Source organism: Arthrospiribacter ruber (assembly GCF_019343195.1).
GTDB classification, from domain to species: domain Bacteria; phylum Bacteroidota; class Bacteroidia; order Cytophagales; family Cyclobacteriaceae; genus Arthrospiribacter; species Arthrospiribacter ruber.
This window is the reverse complement of record NZ_RPHB01000006.1, coordinates 15362-39528: the sequence shown is the minus strand read 5'-3', so window position 1 is coordinate 39528 and position 24167 is coordinate 15362. Positions and strand designations below refer to the sequence as shown.

General features: G+C 40.8%; 17 protein-coding genes. 13 read left to right on the top strand and 4 right to left on the bottom strand.

The annotated features are described in order from the left end of the window. Positions 1–450 precede the first annotated feature (450 nt). Positions 451–696 (top strand): hypothetical protein, encoded by a 246-nt coding sequence (locus EGN73_RS22520; RefSeq protein WP_246611578.1) that lies wholly within the window; start codon positions 451–453, stop codon positions 694–696. Positions 697–864: 168 nt separating this feature from the next. Beyond that, the gene (locus EGN73_RS12930; protein WP_219290482.1) at positions 865–1476 is read left to right on the top strand and encodes a Uma2 family endonuclease; all 612 of its coding nucleotides are present in this window, start codon (positions 865–867) and stop codon (positions 1474–1476) included. Between the two features lie 24 nt (positions 1477–1500). Here EGN73_RS12930 and EGN73_RS12925 read toward each other — a convergent pair whose 3' ends face one another. Then, complete coding sequence (locus tag EGN73_RS12925; protein ID WP_219290480.1) at positions 1501–2832, bottom strand: metal-dependent hydrolase family protein; 1332 nt, start codon at positions 2830–2832, stop codon at positions 1501–1503. Positions 2833–3021: 189 nt separating this feature from the next. Here EGN73_RS12925 and EGN73_RS12920 point away from each other — a divergent pair, with 189 nt between their 5' ends. Together EGN73_RS12920 and EGN73_RS12915 are read left to right on the top strand one after the other, a co-directional pair. Further along, a complete protein-coding gene (locus EGN73_RS12920; protein WP_219290478.1) occupies positions 3022–3804 on the top strand; it encodes a hypothetical protein in 783 nt (260 codons plus the stop codon). Between the two features lie 333 nt (positions 3805–4137). Further along, positions 4138–4752 carry an NADPH-dependent F420 reductase gene (locus tag EGN73_RS12915; protein ID WP_219290476.1) on the top strand — a complete coding sequence of 205 codons (615 nt, stop codon included), beginning with the start codon at positions 4138–4140 and terminating at the stop codon, positions 4750–4752. Positions 4753–4938: 186 nt separating this feature from the next. Here EGN73_RS12915 and EGN73_RS12910 read toward each other — a convergent pair whose 3' ends face one another. Together EGN73_RS12910 and EGN73_RS12905 are read right to left on the bottom strand one after the other, a co-directional pair. Then, positions 4939–5346, bottom strand: coding sequence for a group III truncated hemoglobin (locus tag EGN73_RS12910; protein ID WP_219290474.1), 408 nt, complete (start codon positions 5344–5346; stop codon positions 4939–4941). Continuing rightward, positions 5333–6586, bottom strand: coding sequence for an alkaline phosphatase family protein (locus EGN73_RS12905; protein WP_219290471.1), 1254 nt, complete (start codon positions 6584–6586; stop codon positions 5333–5335). Before EGN73_RS12905 ends, EGN73_RS12910 begins: the two co-directional genes overlap by 14 nt. Positions 6587–6769: 183 nt before the next feature. Between EGN73_RS12905 and EGN73_RS12900 the strand changes: the two genes are divergently transcribed. Together EGN73_RS12900 and EGN73_RS12895 are read left to right on the top strand one after the other, a co-directional pair. Next, positions 6770–9469: a glycoside hydrolase family 78 protein gene (locus EGN73_RS12900; RefSeq protein WP_219290468.1), complete on the top strand. Its 2700-nt coding sequence runs from the start codon at positions 6770–6772 to the stop codon at positions 9467–9469. Between the two features lie 19 nt (positions 9470–9488). Continuing rightward, positions 9489–13094: an alpha-L-rhamnosidase gene (locus tag EGN73_RS12895; RefSeq protein WP_219290465.1), complete on the top strand. Its 3606-nt coding sequence runs from the start codon at positions 9489–9491 to the stop codon at positions 13092–13094. 47 nt (positions 13095–13141) lie between these two features. Here the strand turns inward: EGN73_RS12895 and EGN73_RS12890 are convergent, their stop codons facing one another. Continuing rightward, complete coding sequence (locus EGN73_RS12890) at positions 13142–13519, bottom strand: VOC family protein (protein ID WP_219290462.1); 378 nt, start codon at positions 13517–13519, stop codon at positions 13142–13144. Between the two features lie 183 nt (positions 13520–13702). On the opposite strand from EGN73_RS12890, the gene EGN73_RS12885 reads away from it, so the two are divergent. The 7 genes from EGN73_RS12885 (at position 13703) to EGN73_RS12855 (ending at position 24159) form a co-directional block, all read left to right on the top strand. Beyond that, complete coding sequence (locus tag EGN73_RS12885) at positions 13703–14545, top strand: sugar phosphate isomerase/epimerase family protein (protein WP_219290459.1); 843 nt, start codon at positions 13703–13705, stop codon at positions 14543–14545. Between the two features lie 109 nt (positions 14546–14654). Next, on the top strand, positions 14655–15281 hold the full coding sequence (locus EGN73_RS12880) for a 7-carboxy-7-deazaguanine synthase QueE (RefSeq protein ID WP_219290457.1): 627 nt from the start codon (positions 14655–14657) through the stop codon (positions 15279–15281). Positions 15282–15283: 2 nt separating this feature from the next. Continuing rightward, positions 15284–17212, top strand: a complete 1929-nt coding sequence (locus tag EGN73_RS12875) for an OmpA family protein (protein ID WP_219290454.1) — start codon at positions 15284–15286, stop codon at positions 17210–17212. Between the two features lie 214 nt (positions 17213–17426). Then, entirely contained in the window at positions 17427–17846 is a 420-nt protein-coding gene (locus EGN73_RS12870; RefSeq protein WP_219290451.1) for a 6-pyruvoyl trahydropterin synthase family protein, read from the top strand. A gap of 34 nt (positions 17847–17880) precedes the next feature. Further along, positions 17881–18993, top strand: coding sequence for a lipid-A-disaccharide synthase (gene lpxB / locus EGN73_RS12865; RefSeq protein WP_219290448.1), 1113 nt, complete (start codon positions 17881–17883; stop codon positions 18991–18993). A 540-nt stretch (positions 18994–19533) separates the two neighbouring features. Further along, a complete protein-coding gene (locus EGN73_RS12860; RefSeq protein WP_219290445.1) occupies positions 19534–22605 on the top strand; it encodes a SusC/RagA family TonB-linked outer membrane protein in 3072 nt (1023 codons plus the stop codon). Positions 22606–22623: 18 nt separating this feature from the next. After that, positions 22624–24159: a RagB/SusD family nutrient uptake outer membrane protein gene (locus EGN73_RS12855; RefSeq protein WP_246611577.1), complete on the top strand. Its 1536-nt coding sequence runs from the start codon at positions 22624–22626 to the stop codon at positions 24157–24159. Positions 24160–24167 lie beyond the last annotated feature (8 nt).

Genomic DNA, 24167 nt, shown 5'->3' with positions numbered 1-24167 from the left:
ACAGGGACAGTCTGAAGACTGTCGTAAAGTTGGTCCAAGACTAAGTCTTGAACCAATCCCTAAAAAAATCAACTAACACCATTGATTATCTAAGTAGAAAGAACGAAATTAATTTACATTTTTCAATCAAAACTTTTATCCATGAGCAGAAAATACAAAATCAGAGATCAGGAAAAACTTTACTTTGTGACTTTTACTATCGTTGAATGGATAGATTTATTCACATGACGGGTTTACAGAGACATTTTAATAGATTCATTGCGTTACTGTCAGCAGAACAAAGGTTTAGATCTATGTGCTTATTGCATTATGTCTTCCCATGCACACTTTATTACCGGTAGAAGTGGCGAACAACCTCTGGAAGGAATCATAAGAGATATCAAGAAATTCACTTCAGTAAAAATCATCGAAGAAATCCAAATGAATTCCTAGGAAAGCAGAAAAGATTTTTTGCTCTGGCATTTTAGTAAAGCAGGTAAATTCAACCCCAACAATAAAAGCTTTCAAGTATGGCAGCAACACAGTCATCCTATAGAACTGAACACTAATAACAAGCTACTAAGGTGTCTAAACTATATCCACTATAACCCAGTAGAAGCGGGAATCGTACTTTCGCCTGAAGAATATCTGTACAGCAGTGCTGCAAATTATGCAGTGCTTCCTGATAGATTAATAGATGTGATTTTGGTGGAGTAAGCACTAAGGTGGAGTGATTCAATTCGCCGCGGCGAATGGATTATTAGAAACCACAGTCTGAAGACTGTCGTAGTAACAGGTCCAAGACAAAGTCTTGAAACATTGAGAGAAATAGGGACTGGGAATTAGAGTCTTTCATTTCTGTTTCAAAACGAGTAAATTTATTTTATGGAAAAGGATGATTTAAAAAACAGAGTAGAAGAGCCAGCCTCGGCGTATGGCCACTATACCTATGCGGATTACCTGACTTGGCAGATGGAAGAAATGGTCGAGTTGATCAAAGGTAAGGTGTTCAAACAGGCAGCAGCTCCTAGAGTCAACCATCAGAGGTTATCTTTAAAAATATCGAATGAGCTTTTTAATTTTTTAAAGGGGAATAAATGTGAAGTTTTTGCTGCTCCTTTCGATGTAAGGCTCCCTGTGAAGTCAAAAAAACACGAAGACATTGATACGGTTGTTCAGCCAGATATCTGCGTGGTATGTGATCCTGATAAATTAGATGAACTAGGATGTATCGGCGCACCCGACCTAGTCGTAGAGATCCTATCTCCGGGAAACAACAAAAAAGAACTTCAAAATAAATATGAAGTGTACGAAGAATCAGGCGTGAAAGAATACTGGGTAATTCATCCCAATGAATGTACTTTGTTGATCTACACCTTGGTCAATGAAAAGTATATAGCTTCACGACTATTTACCATAGGTGACATAGTAAAGTCCAATGCTGTAGCTGGTTTTGAACTTGATCTTACCGAAGTATTCGAGAATTTACAACATTAGCAGTGAAGGAAATATACCAGCCGCTTACTCCACCAAATTTTTATAAATCTTCCCATCCTTCATAATCACCACAAACTTTTCGGCAGGATTGGCAATCAATGAAAGGTCAGCCAAAGGGTCACCATCCACTAAAATCAAATCTGCCAATGCACCTTCTTCCACCACACCCAATTTGCCGGGATAGGGACTTCTTAGCCCCGAAAGCTGTAGCAACTCAGCATTGTCAGCTGTGACCATCTTGAGAATCTCGGCATTACTGAACCACTGCTGAAGGCGTAGAATATAGGAGTTCTGCTGTTCGTTCAGCTCTGGTTCGAACAAAAAATCTGTCCCCCAAGCGATCTTCAATTTCATCTTTTTGGCCATAGGCCAAAGTTGCGCCTGTCCTTCAATCACAGGCTTACGTTTTTCTACTCTTTGTGGATCCATGTCAGGCGTACTCTCCACAAGGTTTTGTGTACTCAACCACACCCCTTTTCTTTTCATCAATCTTAAAGTCTTCTGATCCAGCATCTGTCCATGTTCCACGCATTTGACACCAGCTTTGATAGCCCTCTGCACGGCTCTAGGTGTGTAGGCATGTACCATCACGTAGGTCCCCCAATCCTCCGCTGCCTCGACAGCAGCCCGCATTTCATCAAAGGTATATTGGGTCACATCTACAGGATCGTAAGCAGAAGAAGTCCCCCCACCTGCCATCAGCTTGATCTGACTGGCACCAAAGCGCAGGTTTTCTCTTGTTGCTGTCAAAACTTCATCACGCCCATCTGCAATAAAAGTAGCATTGAAACGTTCAGCCCTTGAAGGCTCACCGAAGAACCTTCTCGACTTTTCGTCGGGCGTTCTGAAGTCTCCATGTCCGGCTGTCTGCGAAATCGTAGCTCCCGAGGGCCAAATTCTTGGACCTGTCAGTTTACCCGCATCTATTCCCATTTTCAAAGGAAAGATAGGGCCGCCCGCATCTCTTACAGAGGTAAAGCCTCGCATCAGCATCCTTTCTGCATTGCCGCCAACCTTCTCCATGATCACTCCTTCAGAAAGCATTGGTGACATCATTTCCCGCATGGTCAGTGCTCCAAATGCCATATGGACATGTACATCTATCAGGCCTGGCATAAGTGTTTTTCCCGAACCATCTATGACAAGTGCATCTGATGTGTTGGTGATGCCGGTGTTTATGGATTGTATTTTGTTTCCTTCTACGCTTACGCTTGTTGGTTCGCCTAGCTTTCCACTTTGGACATCCACAATCCTTACATTTTGAAAAATCACTTTATTGGATTGGCCCCATGACTCCGGACTATTGGCGGTGAAAATGAAGGTGAAAAACAATGACAAATAAATGGTATTTTTCATGCTTTAATTTTTTTATAATTTATTAAAAAAAAGCAGAGTTTGGATCAAAAATCTTTTTTATGGTCCTGGTTTTTTAAAAAAGCATTAGGTCTTTACGAAACGGTTCACTAAATCTAAATCCCTTTAACCAAACTATTTTGTTCAAACAATTCAAAGCATTTTTCATTTATACCTTAAAGCATTACACTTATGAAGAATATTTCCCTGTTGATTTTCAATACCCTTACATTTGCTTTAACCCTTTATTTAAATTACCTGTATGGTGCCGGTGTGGGAGATAGACAATCGGTAGGTGAGATCAGTAGGCAATATGACACGCTTATAACTCCAGCCGGATATGCCTTTTCCATTTGGGCTTTGATTTACTTCTTACTTTTTGGGTTTTTGGTTTACCAATGGATTACTTATTTTAAAGGTCAGGGAGAAAGGTCATTGTTGCCTTCCTCTGTATGGTTTGGCCTGTCAAATATTTTTAATGGACTCTGGATCATTGTGTGGACTTCTGAAATGATAGGTACTTCTGTACTTGTTATTTTTGCCTTGCTGGGCTGTCTGATGGTATTGGTCTTTAGGCTTAAGCTTGAAATCTGGGATGCGCCATTGGATATCATTGCCTTTGTATGGTGGCCAATCTGCATTTATACTGGATGGATCGTTGTCGCCTCAGTAGTCAACAGTTCGGTTTTTCTTTATCAGTTGGGATTTTTCGAAAATGAGGTATTCTGGACCGTTTTGATTTTAGGTATAGCAACTGGGATCTATCTGTTTTTGACTTTTTCAAGAAATATGCGGGAAGCGGCTGGGGTAGGAGTGTGGGCTTTTGTCGCTATTGCTTCAAAACAACTTGATAATGAAAATTCAGTAGCTTATGTGGCTTTTGCATTTGCGGGAATTTTGGCTATTTCGGCATCTTATCATGCTTTTATCAATAGAAAGACCAATCCTTTGATGATATTACTGAGGAAAGGATAGGGTAAGTGTCTAAAGACTTTGCTTCAAAGCTTTAATTTTCCAGTGTTGTAAGAGGTAATTTTTCTGTAGAAAAACTGATTTTTAAGTTTCTGAAACTGGTAATAAATCCTATTTTCAGGTAGGATTATTCAATTTGAAAATAGATGGATTTAAAATGTTAACTTTTGATACTAGATCTAAAAAATTGGTTTACAGAAACTTAACGAAGAAAATTTTGCATAGTTGATTATTATACTTTAACTTCCAAGAATAATTTTGGTAAATCTGCCACTCACCCCTTCAAACTTTCATTACAAAACTGGCAGTTTTTCCATTACCCAAATTTTCAATTTTATGGAAATAGGAATAATAGGAGGCACTAGATTGGCCTTATATCTTGGAGAGACTTTATCTTCAAGAGCTAATGTTGTCCGATACGGAGTCAGAAAAAATTTTGAGGCAAGAGGAATTGAATGGAAAATCCTCCACATGACGCCTGGAAAAATAAACAATTTTCAAACAGTTATTTCAGAAACTGATCTATTGATGATTTGCTGCGAAAACTCTTATCTTTCACAAGTTTCCGAAGAACTTGGAAAGCAGGATTTGAAGGGCAAAATACTCATTGACTGCACCAATGCAGAGTATACCAAAGCGCAGGAATGCAACACTTGTCGTTTAAATGATGTCGCAGGAGCTGCCAGCCTTTTTAAGGCATTCAATAACCTGGGATTGGATTATCCCAACTCAGATCCTATGGGGTTGGTTAAAGAAACTTATTTTTGTGGACCTGACATTCCTGAAAAAAAGACTGTAGCCAGGCTAATTGCTGCCATAGGTTTCAAAGGAGTGGACGCAGGTGGGCTGGAAAATGCCAGGCTTTTGGAATCGGTCTATCATTTAAGAAAAGAAATCAGCCTTCAGAAAAAGGAAAATCAAGATTACCACTTCAAGTTGATAGGGGTTTAACTTGTCTTTTATGTGTATCTGCAATTAGACCACAAACTAGTTTAAATGAGAGCCTTGATCAATCCGATACTAATGGATATTCATTGATAACTTGTCCCGGTTTATCGGGACTGGTTTGAAATCATAGGTTTATTCCACTATTTAGGTTCTACTGGCAAGAAACCTGATAATCATGTTATAATTTTATCAAACTTTTGCCCCTCTACCTTCCATTATCCTAAAAAATAGGATATGGGCCATCCTTCTTGCGTGTTCTTTGGCAAAATCCGTGTTTGTTCCATAAAAATAAGTGTCCAGTGTGCTGAACCATAGCTCAAGCCAATTTCCGAAATGGGCCTGAGTGATGCTGTTTTGCGTAAACCTGTCTACTTCTTTATGTACGGGGACAGGATTGAATTTTCCAGCGCCTGGACCTGAATTAAGGATGACCATTTCCCAAAAATCAGTCAGGCGCTCCAGGTGAGAGTCCCAGTCCTCAATTTTTCCGTTGAAAATAGGTCCCAAAGTTTCATGCCTCCTTACTTTGGCATAAAAACTCCTCACGAGAAGACTTACATCATCCCTATGTACTATGTCTTTTCTAATCTTGTACATTTTCTAAAATACTTTCCAGAACATCTAAATCACCATCAATATCATTTGGAATAGGTAGATCTAATATTTTACAAATCAATGGATATACATGAAAGTTCTCGAATGCGGGAATTTCTTTTCCTTTTTTGATTTTTGGACCATTTGCATAAAAGATACCATGCATCTCCTTATATCGGGGGCTGTATCCATGCTCCCCAAAAATATTCGTTTTGAACATGGCAGACCGGTTTTGGTATTTGACCATATCCTGTGCGGTGGCCAGGTAAAAGCCCAGATCAGGTAATATCAGAATATCTCCCAGCCTGTTTTTGTAGGTAGTGGTATTTTTATAGTACTCCTGATCCTGCACCTTACTTATTTTAAATGGACCCTCACGTGTATTGAGCTTCAGATAAATTTCTTCTATTTCTAACGGGTTGTCAACATAAAGGTGAGCCAGTGCTCCGTTGTTTACCACTTTTGCATTGATGCCATCTGTAAGCTGATCAAGGTCCAAAAGGTTTTCCCTTGGTACATTGGTCATGCCATGGTCAGACACGATGAAGATATTTACATCCAATTCCAGGCTTTTTAACCCTTCAAAAAGGGCACCTAACTCTCTGTCCAACTTCAAGAGTCTTTTTCCCAATTCTTCGTCATTATCAGGTCCATACCTATGGCCGATGTCGTCCATGTCAGAAAAATACATGGAAATGAGTCTTGGTCTTTCATCTTCTGGCAGCATTAACCATTCGAATACTTTGCTGATTCTGGTCAGGTTTGGTATACTGGCGTCATAAGTGTAGTAATAACTGGGATGGACGCCACTGACAGGAGCTTCACTGCCCACAAAGTAGTAGCTCGCTGCTTTAATGCCATTTTGCTCAGCCAAGACCCACAGAGGTGTGCCACCATACCAATATCCATCTTCTACAATACTTCTGTCTCGGATTGAATAGGTTTGGTCTTTTTCAGGTTCAAAAAAGGAATTGTTGACCAATCCGTGGTTTTCAGGCTTCATTCCCGTCGCTATTGTGTAATGGTTGGGGAATGTCTTGGTGGGAAATGAGGGAATGAGTGCCTGTGCTGCAGTTCCTGATGATATCAGTTTGCTGATATTTTCAGGCTGAAACCTTTCTGAGTAGTCATACCTATAGCCATCGAGAGAAATCAATATCACATATGGCTCATTTGATTGAGCAGGCAAAATTGAGGTAACAGCAAAAATCAACGGAAAGAACAGCAGTAGAATTCTGTGCATCGAGAGTCATAAATGTTTCTCCAAAAGTAAGTCATGATGCCTCCGCTCCAAAATGGAAGCGCAATTACCTCATTAAATTCATAAAAATCGGCTTTTTCATTCAAATAGCAGGACAGTTCAGGATGCTGTAAATTGTACATATTGACTATATTGGATTAAAATCTACAGACAACCCAAAATGCCATGAAGAAAACATTTTTGATAATTGCGGTATTGCTGATCTCTACCCATTGGTTACACGCCAAGCTTGAAATCACACAATTGAGGGTAGAAAACCAGGTAAATCCAATTGGAATGGATATCAAAGTGCCCCGGTTTACCTGGTATCTGGAATCTGAAAAAAGAAACACGCTTCAGACAGCTTACGAAATTAGGGTTTCCAAAAGTGAAAATTTTAGACAAATGGTATGGGCCTCCGGCAAAGTAGAGTCCGATCAATCTGTCTTAGTTGAATACGAAGGCTCTCCACTTGAGTCCAATACAACTTATTTCTGGCAGGTAAGGACTTGGGATAATCATGGGCAGTCATCTGGTTGGAGCAAAACAGGAAGCTTTAGGACTGGTTATTTTCATCCGGCAGACTGGTCGGCTGATTGGGTAGGCTTGGGGTTTGAGGAAGATGAAAATAGGTCCAGTCCCTATTTCAGGAAAGAATTTTCCAGTACTAAAAAAATCAAGTCCGCAACAGCTTACATCACAGCTAGAGGTTTGTATCAAGCGTATCTTAATGGTGAGAAAATCGGAGATGACTATCTCACTCCGGGCTGGACAGCCTACCAAGACCGGATACAGTATCAGGTTTATGACGTGACTGAAAAAGTCAAAAGCAAAAATGCGCTTGGAGTCGTTTTAGGATCTGGCTGGTATAGGGGCTACATAGGTTTTTCAGGGCAGAAAGACTTTTATGGAGATGAAATCTCCTTCTTGATGGAGCTGGTTTTGGAGTATACCGACGGGACAAAGGAAAAGATCCTGTCAGATGATTCCTGGAGGTGTAATTATGGACCGATCCTTAGTGCAGATATTTACAATGGAGAAATTTACGATGCCCGTATGGAAATGGAAGGTTGGAACAAGGAAGGTTTTAACCAGACAAATTGGAAAGCGGTACAAATCAAAGATTACGGATATGAAAGCTTAGTGGCTACCTACAATGAACCTATAAGGAAGCAGGAGACTTTCAAGCCGATAGAGATGATCACAACACCCAAAGGAGAAAAAGTGCTTGACTTTGGGCAGAATCTGGTAGGGTGGGTGCAATTCAAAGTGAAGGGAAAATCCGGTGATAAATTCAGGATGACGCATGCCGAAATCCTGGATAAGGACGGGAATTTCTACACCGAAAATCTAAGGGCGGCAAAAGCGGAGTTGATTTATACGCTCAAAGAAGGAGAGCAGACTTACGAGCCACATTTTACATTTTTTGGCTTTAGGTATATCAGGATCGATGATTTTGAAGGAGATATCATTCCTGAAGATTTTACCGCTGTGGCATTGTACTCCGATATGGAAAAGACCGGCGAGTTTGCCAGTTCTCACGAATTGATCAACCAATTACAGCACAATATCCAATGGGGGCAGAGGGGTAATTTCCTGGATGTACCCACTGACTGCCCTCAAAGGGATGAAAGATTGGGCTGGACGGGAGATGCTCAGGCATTTTCCAGAACTGCGGCCTATAATTTCAATGTCCACTCCTTTTTTACCAAGTGGCTTAAAGATCTTGAACTGGATCAGAGAGAGGATGGTGCGGTGCCTTTTGTCATTCCGAATGTGCTTGGGAAAGATGCGGCCGGTTCTGCTGGTTGGGCAGATGCTGCTACAATCATTCCATGGGACATGTATATGGTATATGGCGACAGAAGAATACTGGAAGAACAATATGAGAGTATGGTGAATTGGGTGGGATTTATGGAAAGTAATTCAAAAGATCACCTTTGGAATACCGGTTTTCACTTTGGAGACTGGTTGTTTTATAGACCGGACGACGACAATGACGGAAGGGCTGCGGTTACGGATAAGTACCTGATTGCTCAATGTTTTTTCGCCCATTCCGTACAGATCATGATCCATACGGCAAAGGTATTGGGGAAAGAAGCTGACCAAAAGAATTACGAAGCATTATTGAAAAATGTAAAAGATGCCTTTTTGAAAGAGTATGTCACTCCTAATGGGCGCTTGGTGTCCAGCACACAGACAGCCTATGTATTGGCTTTACACTTTGATATGTTGCCTGAAAGTATGCGGGAAGATGCAGCAAAAAGGTTGGTGGAGAACATCAGATCCTATGGGGTGCACTTGACTACTGGATTTTTGGGTACCCCCTACCTCAATCATGTGCTAAGCAGGTTTGGGTATGATGACCTAGCCTTTGAACTTTTGCTAAGAGAAAAATATCCTTCTTGGCTGTACCCGGTCACCATGGGAGCCACCACCATTTGGGAAAGATGGGATGGGATCAAACCCAACGGTGATGTGCAGGTGCCAAGCATGAACTCCTACAACCATTATGCTTATGGTGCTATCGGCGATTGGATGTATAGAAATCTTGCTGGGATCGATACTGATCCTGAACATCCCGGGTACAAAAGATTTGTAGTAAAGCCATTACTTGGGGGAGGTTTTACCCATGCAAAGGGAGCTCTTGATACCTATTATGGAAAGATTGTTTCAGAGTGGAAGCTTGACAATGGGCAATTCAGCCTAGAGGTTCAAGTGCCTGTCAATACACGGGCAACAGTATATATCCCATCATCGAGCAGCTCAGCCGTCAAAGAAAACAACAAATCCATTTCATCCAATCAATCACTAGAAATCCTAGGTGAGGAAAATGGTTATGTCAAAGTTGAAATAGGATCTGGGACATATACTTTCACTCGGTAAAAAAGATCTGTCACTTTCTATGAAAAAAATATACCTTTTATTCTTGGCATTGATGCTGAGTTACGGGCAAGTTTTTGCACAGCTAAAGATTCAAAATGTCAGAGTAGAATACGGCGTGCCAAAAGATGGCATTACTATAAATACTCCCAACCCGCGTTTCTCCTGGCAATTGTTGGCTGGAGAAGAAAGAAATGGAGTTGTACAAGAGGCTTATTCGATTCAAGTAAATGATAAAAAAGGCTTCGAAGTCTGGAACTCAGGAAAGATTGCAAGTTCTTCCGCTATTGGTATCAACTTGAATGGCAGCAATTTATTGAAGCCCAATAGTAATTACACATATCGTCTTCGGGTATGGGATAATGAAGGCTATGCAGCAGTCCATGAGGGTAATTTTTTCACGGGGCTTTTTGATGATTCCTATGATGCTTGGTCAGGAGCAAAGTGGATAGGAGGGGGAGATAATGACCTGGTATTTTATTCTCACTATTTCTCTGTCTATAAATTCCACTATGGTATTCAGATAGCGGAAAACTCTGATCAAGCAGCTTTTGTTTTTGGTGCAAATGATGCAAGGTTGATGGATTCAAATTTGAATATCCAAGGAGTAGAAAGTGGAAAGAATGATAGTTTCATTGCTTTTGAATTGGATATTTCCGGCTTGAAGGAAGCAGAAGGATTGGCTAAGTTGCATGTATATCGTGTGGGTTATGACCTTTCGGACAAGAGAGATGAGATCTTCAAAAGTCTAGAGATTCCTAAGTCAATTATCAATTTAGGGAATATGCATGAGCGACATGACATTTTTGCAGAATCCAATTTTGGAGTTTTTACCATTTACATCAATGGAGAAAATCCTGAAAACAGAATCTCCCCTTTTGATCCAAATGCACCTCGTTTCCAACAACAGGGACTTAATCTTAATCCGATTGGAGCAGGGAATAATTTTATCAGCTTCCCTATGCTTGGTGATATCGGTTTTTGGTTAAAGGCTGGACAGAATGCGAATTTCTTCGAAGTACAGATTCGCAATTTCAGACAGCCTTCCAATTTGCTTTTTTTTGAAAAATTAAATGATTCTAAAAGTATTTTTTATGGTCCAGGCTTAAGCATCAGCGGAAATAAATATCAGCTGAGTGGAGGTCAAAACGGTACATTGATACTGGCAGATCCCAGTAGAAATGCAAGTCCAATGTTAAGAACGGTCTTTAGAACTGAAAATAAGAAAATTGAAAATGCTAGATTGTATATCACAGCAAGGGGAATTTATGAAGTATATGCAAACGGATACCGTGTAGGGAATGATTATTTCAATCCTGGCCTGACCCAATATGACAAACATCATCCCTATCAGGTTTACTCCATTGATCTGGAACAGGATTCTGAAAATGTAATTGCGGCATGGTTGAGTGAAGGCTGGTGGTCTGGCAATATTACTTACAGTGGTGAGAATTGGAATTATTTTGGAGACAGGCAATCGCTCTTGGCGAAATTGGTTATTAGTTATGAAGATGGTTCTGATCAGATTGTGATTTCAGATCCTGAGACTTGGAAAATTTATCACGATGGCCCGATTAGGTATGGAAGTTTTTTTCAGGGAGAGGTATATGATGCTGGAAAGGAATTAAATGGTTGGACTGAAAAAGGGTTTGATGATAGTGACTGGAAATTTTCTCAGGAAGTGCCCTTAGAAGGAACAGCTTTTATGGATCCCAATGGAAATCCCCAAAGTGCTGAGCTTATCCGCGGCTATGATCAAATGAAATTCATCTATCATCAGGATCCTAGCCCTAAAATTGTAAAAACACTTCAGGCAAAAAGTGTGGAGGAGGTAAGACCTGGGGTTTTTGTGTATGATATGGGGCAGAATTTGGTTGGTTTTCCAAAAATCCAATTGAAGGATGCAAGACCGGGTCAAAAGGTTACTATGCGTTTTGCTGAGGTAAAGTATCCTAATTTGCCTGAACATGAGGGATTGGAAGGAATGATTATGTTGGAAAATATCCGTGCTGCTTTGGCTCAGGACATTTTTATTGCTAAAGGAGGAAATGAAGTCATCCAACCCCGCTTCACTTTTCATGGGTATAGGTATTTGGAAATTTCCGGAATTGATAATGCTATTCCAATAGAAGATGTACAAGGGTTGGTGGTCAGTTCCATTGATGAGCTGACAGCACATTATGAAACTTCAAATCCACTGGTGAATAAACTTTGGGAAAATATTACTTGGTCTATGCGAGGGAACTTCCTTTCTATTCCTACTGATACTCCCGCAAGAAATGAACGTATGGGCTGGTCGGGTGATATCAATGTTTTTGCCCGAACAGCTACTTATATGGCTGATGTCAACCTTTTTCTTAAAAGGCATCTGTTGGCTATGAGGGATATTCAAAAACCTGATGGTCGCTTTCCAGATGTGGCTCCAGTGGGTGGTGGTTTTGGAGGGACATTATGGGGAGCTGCTGGGATTATCGTTCCTTGGGAAACTTATCTCCAATATGGAGATGAAAAAGTGCTTTCAGATCATTACAGTGCTATGCAGCGGTATGTGGATTTTTTGGAGAATAAAACCTCTGGCGAAGGGATTTTAAATGAAGGCCCATTAGGAGACTGGCTTAGTCCCGAAAACAATAAAAATGACAATACTTTGCTTTGGACTGCATATCAGATTTACTGTTTGGAAATCATGGAGAAGGTTTCAGAGATTTTAGGCAATGAGTCAGAGAGGGGAATATACCACTTAAAATGGGCTGAAAGAAGAGCCTTTTTTAACAAGACGTATTTGAATAGTGACGGCAAGACCATTAAATCCGGAATGCAAACTGGAGTAATACTTCCTCCAGGAGAATCAGCCGCAGTTCATCAATCGGCTAAAGGGCAATTGGTGGACACACAAGGTTCCTATGCAATTGCTCTTGATATGAGGGCAGTGGAGGAAAAATATAAAGAGAGGACATTGTCAAATTTTTTGGAAACCATACAGCGTAAAAATGTAGATGACCTGGGCCAGAGTAGGCCCGAGTATTCTTTGATGACAGGTTTTATCGGAACGGCTTCTATCGCGACAGCACTTTCAGAGGCTGGCAAACATGAAACAGTTTATCGTTTATTGCAACAGACCTCTTATCCCTCTTGGCTATATTCTGTAGTCAATGGTGCTACTACCATCTGGGAAAGGCTGAATTCTTTTACAGTAGAAGATGGCTTTGGCGGCAATAATAGCATGAATTCTTTCAATCATTATTCGTTTGGTGCTATTGGAGCTTGGATGATAAATTATTCCTTGGGAATACAGCGAGATCTAAGCTCTCCGGGATTTCAAAAATTTGTATTGCAGCCCAAACCTGACCCAGATGAAGTCATGAATTGGGCAAAGGGTCATTACGATTCCATGTACGGAAGAATTGAAAGCAGCTGGAAGATCGAGGAGGATTCTATCATTTATGAATTTTCCGTACCTACCAATACCGAGGCAATACTAAAGCTGCAAGCTTCGGACATTGCTCAAGTAATTTTAAGTGGGAAGCTGCTTAAAGAAGCATTGGGTATTAAAGTACTGGATCAGGAAGAAGGTATTGTAAAGATTCTACTTGGATCAGGGAGGTATCGATTCGAAGTAACAAAATAGACCTGTCAGGGTTCAAAAACCTGACAGGTCTATATTTTAACTGAAGATCATTGTTGCGAATGCAGGGCAATCCTATTTCCTTCAGAATCTGTGAAAAGTGCCATATAGCCTACATCCTTTGCAATCAGTGTTTTTTCCTGAAGGACTTTGCCTCCGGCTACTTTGACTTTTGAAAGTTCAGTATCAATGTCTTCAGAAGAAAAGTAAACCAAAACACCTTTGTCACTGGGCTGGTAGTCCTCCTTGTGTCTGACCAGGCTACCGCCAGCGCCCTTTTGCTCATGGTCCCAAGGGAACCATGCCATATCAAAAGGGCCCATTTGGTTTCTTTCCAATTGACAATCAAAAACTTTTCCGTAAAAGGACATAGCTCTTTCCATATCTGAGACAGGTATTTCAAACCAGCTGACTACTACATGTTTCATTTTTTCTAAGTTAGTGTTTTGGGATTCCTTATTTTGAATGTATATCAAACCTGCTCTTTGATACACAATTTATGTATTTTCATTGATCTAATCAGAATTGAAAAAGTAAATATTCCACTCGTAAAAAAATAAGGTGGAATCTGTTGCTTTTTGACAATATTCCAGATCAAACCCAATTGGACCATGAACAAAATAACAACACTAATGCTCGGGCTTGCCATTCTTTTGACAGCCCAAGTGCAGGCGCAGGAAATAGCCCTGCAAATGTACAGTCTCCGCAACCAGACCAAAGATGATGTCAAAGGTTCGCACCAGCTTGTAGCTGACTGGGGAATCAAATATCTTGAAGGAGGAGGTACATACGGAATGACCCAAGAAGAATACAAGAAAATGATCTCCGAAATGGGTCTTTCTGTCATAGGAGTCGGGGCTGATTACAATGACCTGAAAAACAATAATATCCAGAAGATCATTGACCAGGCAAAAGCTTATGGAGCAAAATATGCGACTTGCTTTTGGATACCACATGATGGAGATGGAAGCTTTTCGATAAAGGAAACCAAAGAAGCGATAGAGATTTTCAATAAAGCAGGGGCAGAGTTGAAAAAAGCAGGTATCACCCTATTGTATCATCCTCACGGTTATGAATTTACTTCACATGGCTCAGGTGTATTGTTTGACGAAATGGTCAAAAATGCCAAAAACTACAAGTTTAACATGGATGTATATTGGGTGCAAATGGGCGGAGGAGATCCTGTGGCCTATTTCAAAGCAAATCCAAAACTGTATCCATTACTTCACCTGAAAGACCGGGAAAAAGGAACTCCAGGATCCAAAGACGGTAGAGGGGATGTGGAGACTAATGTGGTTCTTGGAGAAGGAGATGTCGATATCAAAACACTGATAGAATTGGCGGTCAAGCATAAAATAGACTATTTGGTGATAGAAGATGAGTCCTCTAGATCTGTAGAGCAGATTCCGCAAAGTGTTGCCTATATCAATAAGGTTAAGAGCCAGGCCAAATGACCGATTTTAGGGTGAGGTTTTGTATCTGGAATTAATTGCAGTAGCTTTGCAGTCCTTTTAATAAATCATAGACCAAGCGGTTCAATTACCCGCTTTATCAAAAATTGAAATGGACAAGAAGCAGGCAGTAGATCAAGGAATTATGCTTCCGGTAATGGAAGCTTTTTATACCATTCAAGGAGAAGGGGTGCATACTGGCACCCCTGCTTATTTTATAAGATTGGGTGGATGTGATGTAGGATGCGTGTGGTGTGATGTGAAAGAATCCTGGGAGGCAGAGAAGTGGCCTATATTATCTGTTGAGGATATTGTCAACCAAGCCCTTGAATATCCTGGGAGATTGGTTGTGATAACAGGTGGTGAACCTTTAATGTATGAGCTGGGGCCATTGACCGGATTATTGAAGAAAAATGGTTTTACCATCAATATAGAGACATCTGGAGCACATCCATTTTCGGGTACTTTTGATTGGGTCTGTTTTTCTCCTAAAAAATTCAAAAAGCCGCATCCAAGCATTTATGAACATGCAAATGAGTTAAAAGTGGTTATTTTTCATCCATCTGACTTTGATTTTGCAGAAAAACATGCAGATTTGGTAAATAAAAGTTGCCATAAACTCCTGCAGCCTGAATGGAGCAAATCCAGTGTGCACCTTGATCGCATCATAGAATACGTGAAAAGCCATCCGGATTGGAAAATTTCACTTCAGACGCATAAGTTTATGGATATTCCATAAACATGAGATTAACGCTGGCATTTCTTCTCTTCATGTTTCTGTCCCAGGCAAGTTTTGGACAGAAATACTCTATTATAGACAATAGGGCGATAAAGATGCATGAAGAAGGTGATGAACTGGTTCTTCGCAGGCAGTACAATGAAGCCATAGAAAAATATAAGGCGTCAATCAACAGAGAGGCAAATTTTTTGGAATCTTATATCAAGTGGGGCAGATTATTGCTGACCACCGGCAGATCCAAAGAGGCATTGGAAGTGGTCGAAAGGGGGGAAAGGCGTGCAGCCAAAGCCTCAGATCAGGTAAAAGGGGATTTTGGATGGCTCAAAACTCATATTTACCTTTCATTAGGTCAGTTTCAGGAAGCTTTGAGGGAATTTCAGGATATTGACCCTATTCTTTCGGATGACTTCAAGAGATCAAAAAACTACAGAGACTCCAAGGATCAGATGGATTTCTTGAATGAACACCTCCAAAAGGAACTGGTTATCAAAAAAGAAAAACTTCCGGACCCCATCAATCAGTTTACGCTTCAATATTTTCCTGTCCTTACTGCGGACAGCCGAAAGATTCTTTTCACTAAAAGGGATGGGGTGATGGACAATCAGAAAGAAGATATTTATGTATCTTACCTAGGGGACGACGGGGAAACTTGGACGCTCCCGGCAGGTATTTCGGAAAATATAAACACTTATTATAATGAAGGGACCTGTACCATTTCCGCAGATGGGAATATCCTGATTTATACTTCCTGTGATGCACCGGATTCATTTGGCAGCTGCGACCTCTATGTAGCATATAGGGTCAATGGGCAGTGGCAGCGTTCTACCAATATGGGCAAAAATGTGAATTCCCGTTCATGGGAATCTCAGCCATCTTTGTCGGCCGATGGCAGGATTTTGTTTTTCTCTTCCAACAGAAGGGGAGGCTATGGAGGAAATGATATCTGGTACAGCGTTAGAAATGAGGATGGTTCATGGGCAGAAGCCAAAAATCTGGGCCCTACAGTCAATACACCCAGGGACGAGGTATCCCCTTTTATCTATTTCAATAATGAGATTTTATTTTTTGCTTCAAATGGCCATCAGGGTTTTGGTGGGATGGATCTTTTTGTATCGAGGGTGGTAGATGGAGAGTTTACCGAACCGGAAAACCTGGGTTATCCCATCAATGACCATCAGGATCAGTTTTCTTTGTTTATTACTGCGCAGAGGGATTATGCCTACTATACTGAGACCTCTTACAATGAAGGAAAAGTAGAACGTTCATTTCTGTACAGGTTTAAATTCCCAGAAGAAATCGCTTTGGGAGAAAAGTTGATTGTCACCCAAGGAAAAGTGCTCAATTCCAAAACAGGCGAGCCAGTAGCCGCGAAGCTATCTTTGGTGAGCCTTGCCAATGACAGCACAATGTACCAATTCAGATCTGATGGCAAAACGGGAGATTTTATGATGTTGTATCCCGATAAATCATTTTCGGGGCTTTATGTAGAAAAAGAAGGATACCTGCCCAAAATTTACAATGTGGACCGGGATAATCTTAAGGATCAGGAGGATCTGGAAATTTCCCTTACCCCAATAGGTCCGGGTGAAGAATTTGTGTTTGAAAATATTTTCTTTGATTTTGACAAAGATGAATTGAAACCGGAGTCTATGAGCTCTCTGAAGCGTCTGAGGGATTTTTTGATGACCAATTATAATGTCAATATATATATAGTAGGACATACCGACAATGTGGGCAGTGCATCATACAATGAGAACCTTAGCCTCAGAAGGGCAGAAAGTGTAAAACGGTATTTGTTGGAAAATGGGATCAAAGAAGGCAGGGCAATTCCACTTGGGAAGGGAGATAGAGAGCCCATCCGTCCTAATGACTCTGCTGAAAACAGGGCAATGAACAGGAGGATCACAATTTCTATTCAGGAGAATTATTGATTGTGATAAGGTTTGCAGAGGCTTCTGATACCAACTGATATTTTGGGTTTTAATAATGAATTAAGTGGGTGTCGAACATGACGGATCTTTTGAGTTTGCTTTGGTTTTTTGAATTTACCTATGGACAGACCTGTCTGGTTTTCATTCTCATTTGCGTTAACAGTATCATTTCCCCATCTTTTTCCTTATTTTTGCGACTCAATTGAATAGAGTAATGATACACGTTTGCAGAAAAGAGCATTTCAATGCTGCCCACAAGCTTTGGAATCCCAACTGGTCAGAAGAGAAAAATAAAGAAGTGTTTGGGCCTTGTTCCAATGTGAATTGGCATGGGCATAATTTTGAGCTTATCGTTACTGTGAAGGGAAAGCCTGATCCTGAGACAGGATTTGTGGTTGATCTTAAGGCATTGAGTACTTTGATTAAGGAACTGGTCATTGACAAAGTAGATCATAAAAACCTCAATATGGATGTGGATTTTATGAAAGGTAAAATGGCAAGCTGCGAAAATCTGGTAGTGGAGTTTTGGAAAATCCTTGAGCCAGCTATCAATAATATCGTGTCTGAAGGAAGTCTGTACAAGCTGACCTTGTATGAGACGCCCAGAAATTTTGTGGAGTACTATGGTGAATAGGCTTTTGGCCGATTCTTTTTTATAAAAATTTCCAATGAAATACTACCTCATCTGCGGCGAAAGATCCGGAGACTTACATGCGTCCAATCTTGTGACCGAACTCCAGAAACTGGACAGCGCAGCAGTTTTTAGAGGTATGGGTGGTGGCTATTGTGAAAATGCCGGTATGGACCTGTTGGTTCATTACAAAGAGGTGTCCATGATGGGTTTTGTGGAAGTGGTACTCGGGTTCAGGAAGGTTCTCAAATACCTGTCTTTGGTCAAGTCAGACTTAATGAGTTTCCGGCCGGATGCTTTGATTTTGGTAGACTTCGGAGGATTCAACATGAAAATAGCGGCATTTGCCAAATCCAAAGGTATTCCGGTGCATTATTATATTCCACCAAAGGTTTGGGCCTGGAACCAGAGCCGCGCGCTTAAAATCAAAAGGTTTACCGATCATGTGTATTGCATCCTTCCATTCGAGCCGGAATTTTTTCAAAAATACGAAGTCGAAGCCTATTATGTAGGCAATCCCCTTTTGGATGAAATAGCCAAGTTTGAACCTCATCCATTTTTTCATCAGAAGAACGAGCTTAATTATCAGCCTATCATAGCATTGCTCCCGGGCAGCCGTCAGCAGGAGCTGGACAACATGCTGTCTGTTATGTTGGAAGTGGTTAGAAAGTTCCCCAATGCACAGTTTGTAATTGCGGGGGTTTCCAATCTCAAGCCTGATGCATATACTCCAGCCATCAAAGCCGGAATCAGGATTGTTTTTGACCAAACTTACGACCTATTACATCATGCCACCGCTGCGATCGTGACTTCTGGTACGGCTACACTGGAAACAGCGATTTTCAGGGTACCACAAGTCGTCGTGTATAAGACCAGTTCGATAAGTTATGCCATAGCCAAAAGACTTATCAGGGTTCCGTTTATTTCATTGGTTAACCTTATAGCGGGAAAAGAGGTGGTTAAAGAACTTATTCAAAGTGATTTTAGAAGTAATTCTGTAGCACGTGAACTCAATCTCCTCCTGAGTGACATTTCTCAGAAAGCGAAAGTCTTGCAGGGCTATGATTTGGTAAAAGAAAATTTGGGGGATTTACCGGCATCTTCATGCGTCGCCAAGAAAATTTTTAAAGAATTAGGTAGAAATGATTGAAACAATACTATTTGGTGATCGTTTATTTAGTTAGTTGCCTTATTTCAGAATTTTATTTCTAATTTTCCTCTTTTTATCCATTAAAAAAATATAATTTTTAGCTTTAACAGTTTAATTTTATAGCAATATGATTTATTTCAATCAATGCTTTTGTAATTGTTCTATTTTTCGGAAGAAAATAAAATTAAATTTTTCAAAAAAAGTATAAATGGATAGTTTTTGGTTTGATAATTAATGTTTCATACTCAAAAAATTAAAATTGGTACTATTTAATTTTATCAATTAGTTACTTTTCGTTATCCCAATGTTAAGGAAAGTTAAAAAAGAATAATATTTTATTAAATATAGATTATTTGAATAATATTCTTTACCTGAAGAGAATAACATCCAAATAATACATATCTGTTCTACATATTTCCGTTTTTCAGAATAAAATTAAATTAAATACCAAAACATATAAGTGTAATTTCTTTTAAAGGTTTTGCATTATTTGGAGATTATAGATAGAATTGAAAGTTCATTAAATCAAATAACATAATTATGAGGAAAATTTTACTTCTAGGACTAGCGTTCTTGATGGCAGCCAGTACGGCATTTGCCCAAGAACGTGTAGTGACTGGAACGGTAACCTCTGCTGAGGATGGATTGCCGATTCCAGGTGCGTCAGTCGTAGTAAAAGGTACCACCATCGGTACGGCTACAGACTTAGACGGTCAATTTTCACTGAATGTGCCCCAAGGAAGCAACACCTTGGTGTTTTCATTTGTGGGTATGGAAATGCAGGAGCTCAATGTAGGCAACAGGTCACAATTGAATGTGGTGTTGCAGCCTGACACGAGAAGTTTGGAAGAGGTGATCGTGACCGGTTATGGTACGCAGCCTAAAAGAGAAGTGACCGGTGCGGTATCTTCCGTAAAAGGAGAATTGATCGAAAACCTTCCTATGCAGTCATTTGACCGTGCATTACAAGGTAGGGCATCAGGTGTACAGGTAAGATCTGCCAACGGTCTTCCAGGTGGTGCGGTAAACATCCGTATCCGTGGTGTAGGTTCAATTACTGCCGGTAACGAGCCTTTGTTTATCGTAGATGGTGTACAGTTGAATAACCAAGGTAACGCAAGCTTTACACAAGATAACCCATTGGCTTTCTTGAATCCCAACGACATTGAGTCTATGGAGATCCTTAAAGATGCTGCTTCTGCGGCAATTTATGGTTCACAGGCGGCTAACGGTGTTGTGATCATTACTACTAAAAAAGGTAAGCAAGGTAAAGCAAGATTTGAATTCAATGCTTTTGCCGGTGAAACGCAGCCAATGAAATTTTTGGATGTGCTAGGTGGTGATGAGTGGTATGCAATGAGAAGAGATGGTCTGACCAATGCAGGAATAGCCAATCCTCAAGCCAATGCCTTGAATGCTATGGGAGTTCGTCCAAGTAACTGGGAGTCTCTTAGTGCGGCAGAACTTGACGCTATCGGCTTAGGTTTGCCTACATACGATTGGCAAAGAGAAGTGATGGGCAGAGGTCGACTTCAGACTTATGAACTGAACGTATCCGGTGGTGATGACAGGACTACCTTCTTTGTATCTGGTTCTTATAATTATCAAGAGTCTTCTTTCCGTCCTGTTGACTTCGAAAGAGGTACATTTAGGACTTCTTTACAGCACAAAGCGAATGACAGATTGACATTGGAAACCAATATCAACATGTCAACTATCACCCAAAATGCACCATTCTCTATCGATGGTTCTTTCTTGGGTAACCCGGCTTTCTCTGCTTCAACAGTATTGCCACACAATGCCATCTTCAACGAAGACGGAAGCTACAATACCACTATCAGAGGTGTATTGAACCAAAATATTGTATTGGTAAATGACTTCAACTCTGGTACTGTTACTACAAATGCAGTAGTGGGTAACGGGGTAGCTACTTATAAAATCGCGGACAACATTACCTACAGAGGTTTAGTAGGTATCGACTACAGACTGATCACTGAAAACAGGTTCAGAGACCCAAGGACTCCTGACGGAGCCGGTGTAAGAGGTAGAGCAACTGCTGCCAATGACTGGAGAACAAGATTTATCACCACTCATACTGTAAACTGGAACAAGACCTTCAACAATGTACATAACCTTGCGGTGCTTGGTGGGTTTGAATATGTGTCCGAAACAAGAGAAGGATTGAACGGTGAAGCGATTGGTTTCCCAACTTTCCAATTCAGATACATCGATTCAGGTGCTACTCCTGAATTTGTGGGTGGTTTCTGGACCGGTTATAGAAGACAAGGTGTATTTGCCAATGCGAACTATAACTACAAAGAAAAATACCTATTTACAGCCACTGCACGTTATGATGGATCTTCCAGATTCGGTGCCAATACACAATACGGTATCTTCCCTTCAGTAAGAGCTGGTTGGAATATTGCCATGGAAGACTTCTTGAAAGATTCAGAAATCATCACTGACCTGAAGCTTAGAGCATCTTGGGGTAGAGCAGGTAATGATCAGATCGGTAACTTCGCAGCAAGAGGCCTTTACGGCGCTCCTACTGCAGGTAACTATGCCGGAAACGCAGGTATCAGACCTACTTCTTTGGCCAACCTTGACCTTGGTTGGGAAACAAACCAAACCATCAATTTGGGTATTGATTACGGTTTCTTCAATAACAGGGTAACGGGTTCCATCGAATTGTTCGACCAAAGAACTAAAGATCTTTTGTTGAATCAGCCTATCCTATGGACCAATGGTTTTAGTGATATTGCTAACAACGTTGGAGAATTGATGAACAGAGGTGTGGAATTTGAAGTGAACACGGTCAATTTTGACAGAAATGGATTCTCTTGGAGAACTTCATTCAATTTCACATACATCAGAAACGAAGTAGTTTCCTTGTATGATGATTTGGACTTCCTTCCAGCTAACCCAGGTATTGCAGTAGGACAGCCTGTCGGTAACCCTCCGTTCCCAGGAGTTCAAGCTCCAGGATCACATTTTGTGGCTGAATATGTTGGAGTCAACCCTGCTACTGGTCGTCCAATGTGGTTAGATGCAAATGGAAACAGAACATATCTCCCGGTAGCTGCTGACAGGGTTTATTTTGGATCCAACTTGGCACCTTATTATGGTGGTTTCAACAATACCTTCAGATATAAAGGTTTTGAATTGACTGCTTTCTTCACTTACGAATATGGAGCTATAGTATCAGATGGTCAGTACAACTTCCTGAGAGAGTCAGGTACCCGATTGGCGCTGAATGCACTTAGAGATGTAGTGGACCGACAATGGACAGCTCCTGGTGATATGACCGATATTCCAAGACACGTGGGTAATGCCAACGGTGGTAATGAGGTGAGAAGCCAAGGAAGAAACTTCGGTTCTGCAGCTTTGTTGAGAGCAGACTTTATCCGTCTTGCCCAATTGCAAGTTGGATACTCTTTCAATCCAAATACCATCAGAAACTTAGGTTTGTCCAGAGCGAGAGTATACGCACAGGGTATGAATTTGTGGACATATTCTGACTACCCTGGTTACGATCCGGAGTTTGCAGGCGGAGGTCTCGGTCAGATTCCAATCGTAAAAAGTTATCAGATCGGTGTACAGTTAGGATTTTAATAACAGACAGCAATGAAAATGACAAAATATATATATAAGTATGCATTTGCACTGCTCTTAGGTCTAGGTGTTGCAGTTTCTTCCTGTGACCTTAATGTAGATCCAAGACAGTCGATTGATGCAGATCAGGCCTTAAATACGCCCGACGGTGTAGAGGCCGCGGTGAATTCAGTTTATGCAAGGCTTAGGCAATCAACTAATTACGGTAGAAATCTTTTGGGATTATCTGATGCTTTGGCAGACGTGGGAAGAACTACATCCAATTCTGGTCGATTGATTCAGGAAAACAATAATCAGCCTAATGCGCACTTCAATTCTATTCCTGGTTCAGGACTAAGTTTTTGGCAAAATTCTTACTTTGCTATTAATGAAGCTAATTTGATCCTAGATGCGATTGCTTCAGGTGTTGAAGGTGCTTCAGCAGGGCAATTAGCCAGGTGGGAAGGTGAATTGAAGTTTTTAAGAGCTTTGTATTACTTCGATTTAGTAAAAGTTTATACTTACATTCCGACAGCTATCTATCAGCCAGGTTTGGTTGATGAAGGTGGTATTCCAATGCCTTTGGAAGGTTCCATTACTTCGGATATAGCTTTTGTGAGAAATTCTCCAAGATCGACCATTGATGAAAATTACAATCAGATTGTACAGGATATCAATGAATCCATTGCAGCATTGTCTACTTCCAGCCGTGCAGGTACTCAGTTTGCATCTGTTGGTGCCGCTCAAGGTCTTTTGGCTAGGGTTCAATTGTACAGAGGCAACTGGGCCGCTGCCCGTGATGCTGCTGCTGCGGCTTTGGAATCAGAAGTAGGTACTGTACTTGGTGGAATGGATTATGTAGCGGGTTGGAGAGCACAAAACCATCCTGAGGCTATGTTTGAAGTAAGGTTCCAGATTGCCGGTGAAGCTATCGGTGTAAATGAATCTCTTCAGTCTACTTATACTGTATTGCTTAACTTGGATAATAAAAATGCTCAAGGTGGATGGGGTGACTTTATCCCTAACCAAAGGGTGTTGGATTTCTTTGGATTGGCTCCTTTGCAAATCGGAGAGCCAGCTTCAGATAACAACAACTGGGATGTAACCAGAAATGATGATGTAAGGGCTCATTTATACACTACAGGAAGTACTGTAAGAGGTGCAAGAAATATCGAATGTGTCAAATTTATCTCAAAAGCTGGTTTTGCTTACGGTGACAACGTACCTGTAATCAGAAAGTCAGAAATGCATCTGATCAGAGCGGAAGCCAACTATCAGTTGGGAAATACCGGTGAAGCATTGACGGAATTGAACGCCTTCAAGTCTTTGAGAGGATTGGAAGCTGTAAGCGTAAGCGGTGAAGATATCCTGGAAGAAATCCTTTTGGAAAGATTCAAAGAGTTTGCTTTTGAAGGACACAGGTTCTTTGACCTAAAGAGATATGGAAGAGATTTGGATAAGAGATATTTGGGAGCTAACAACTTTGTGCCTTTCGACGATTTCAGAATCCTTCCTTTGATTCCTCAGCGTGAAGTTGATGGTAATACTAACCTTAATCAAAACAGAGGATACTAAAATTGAAT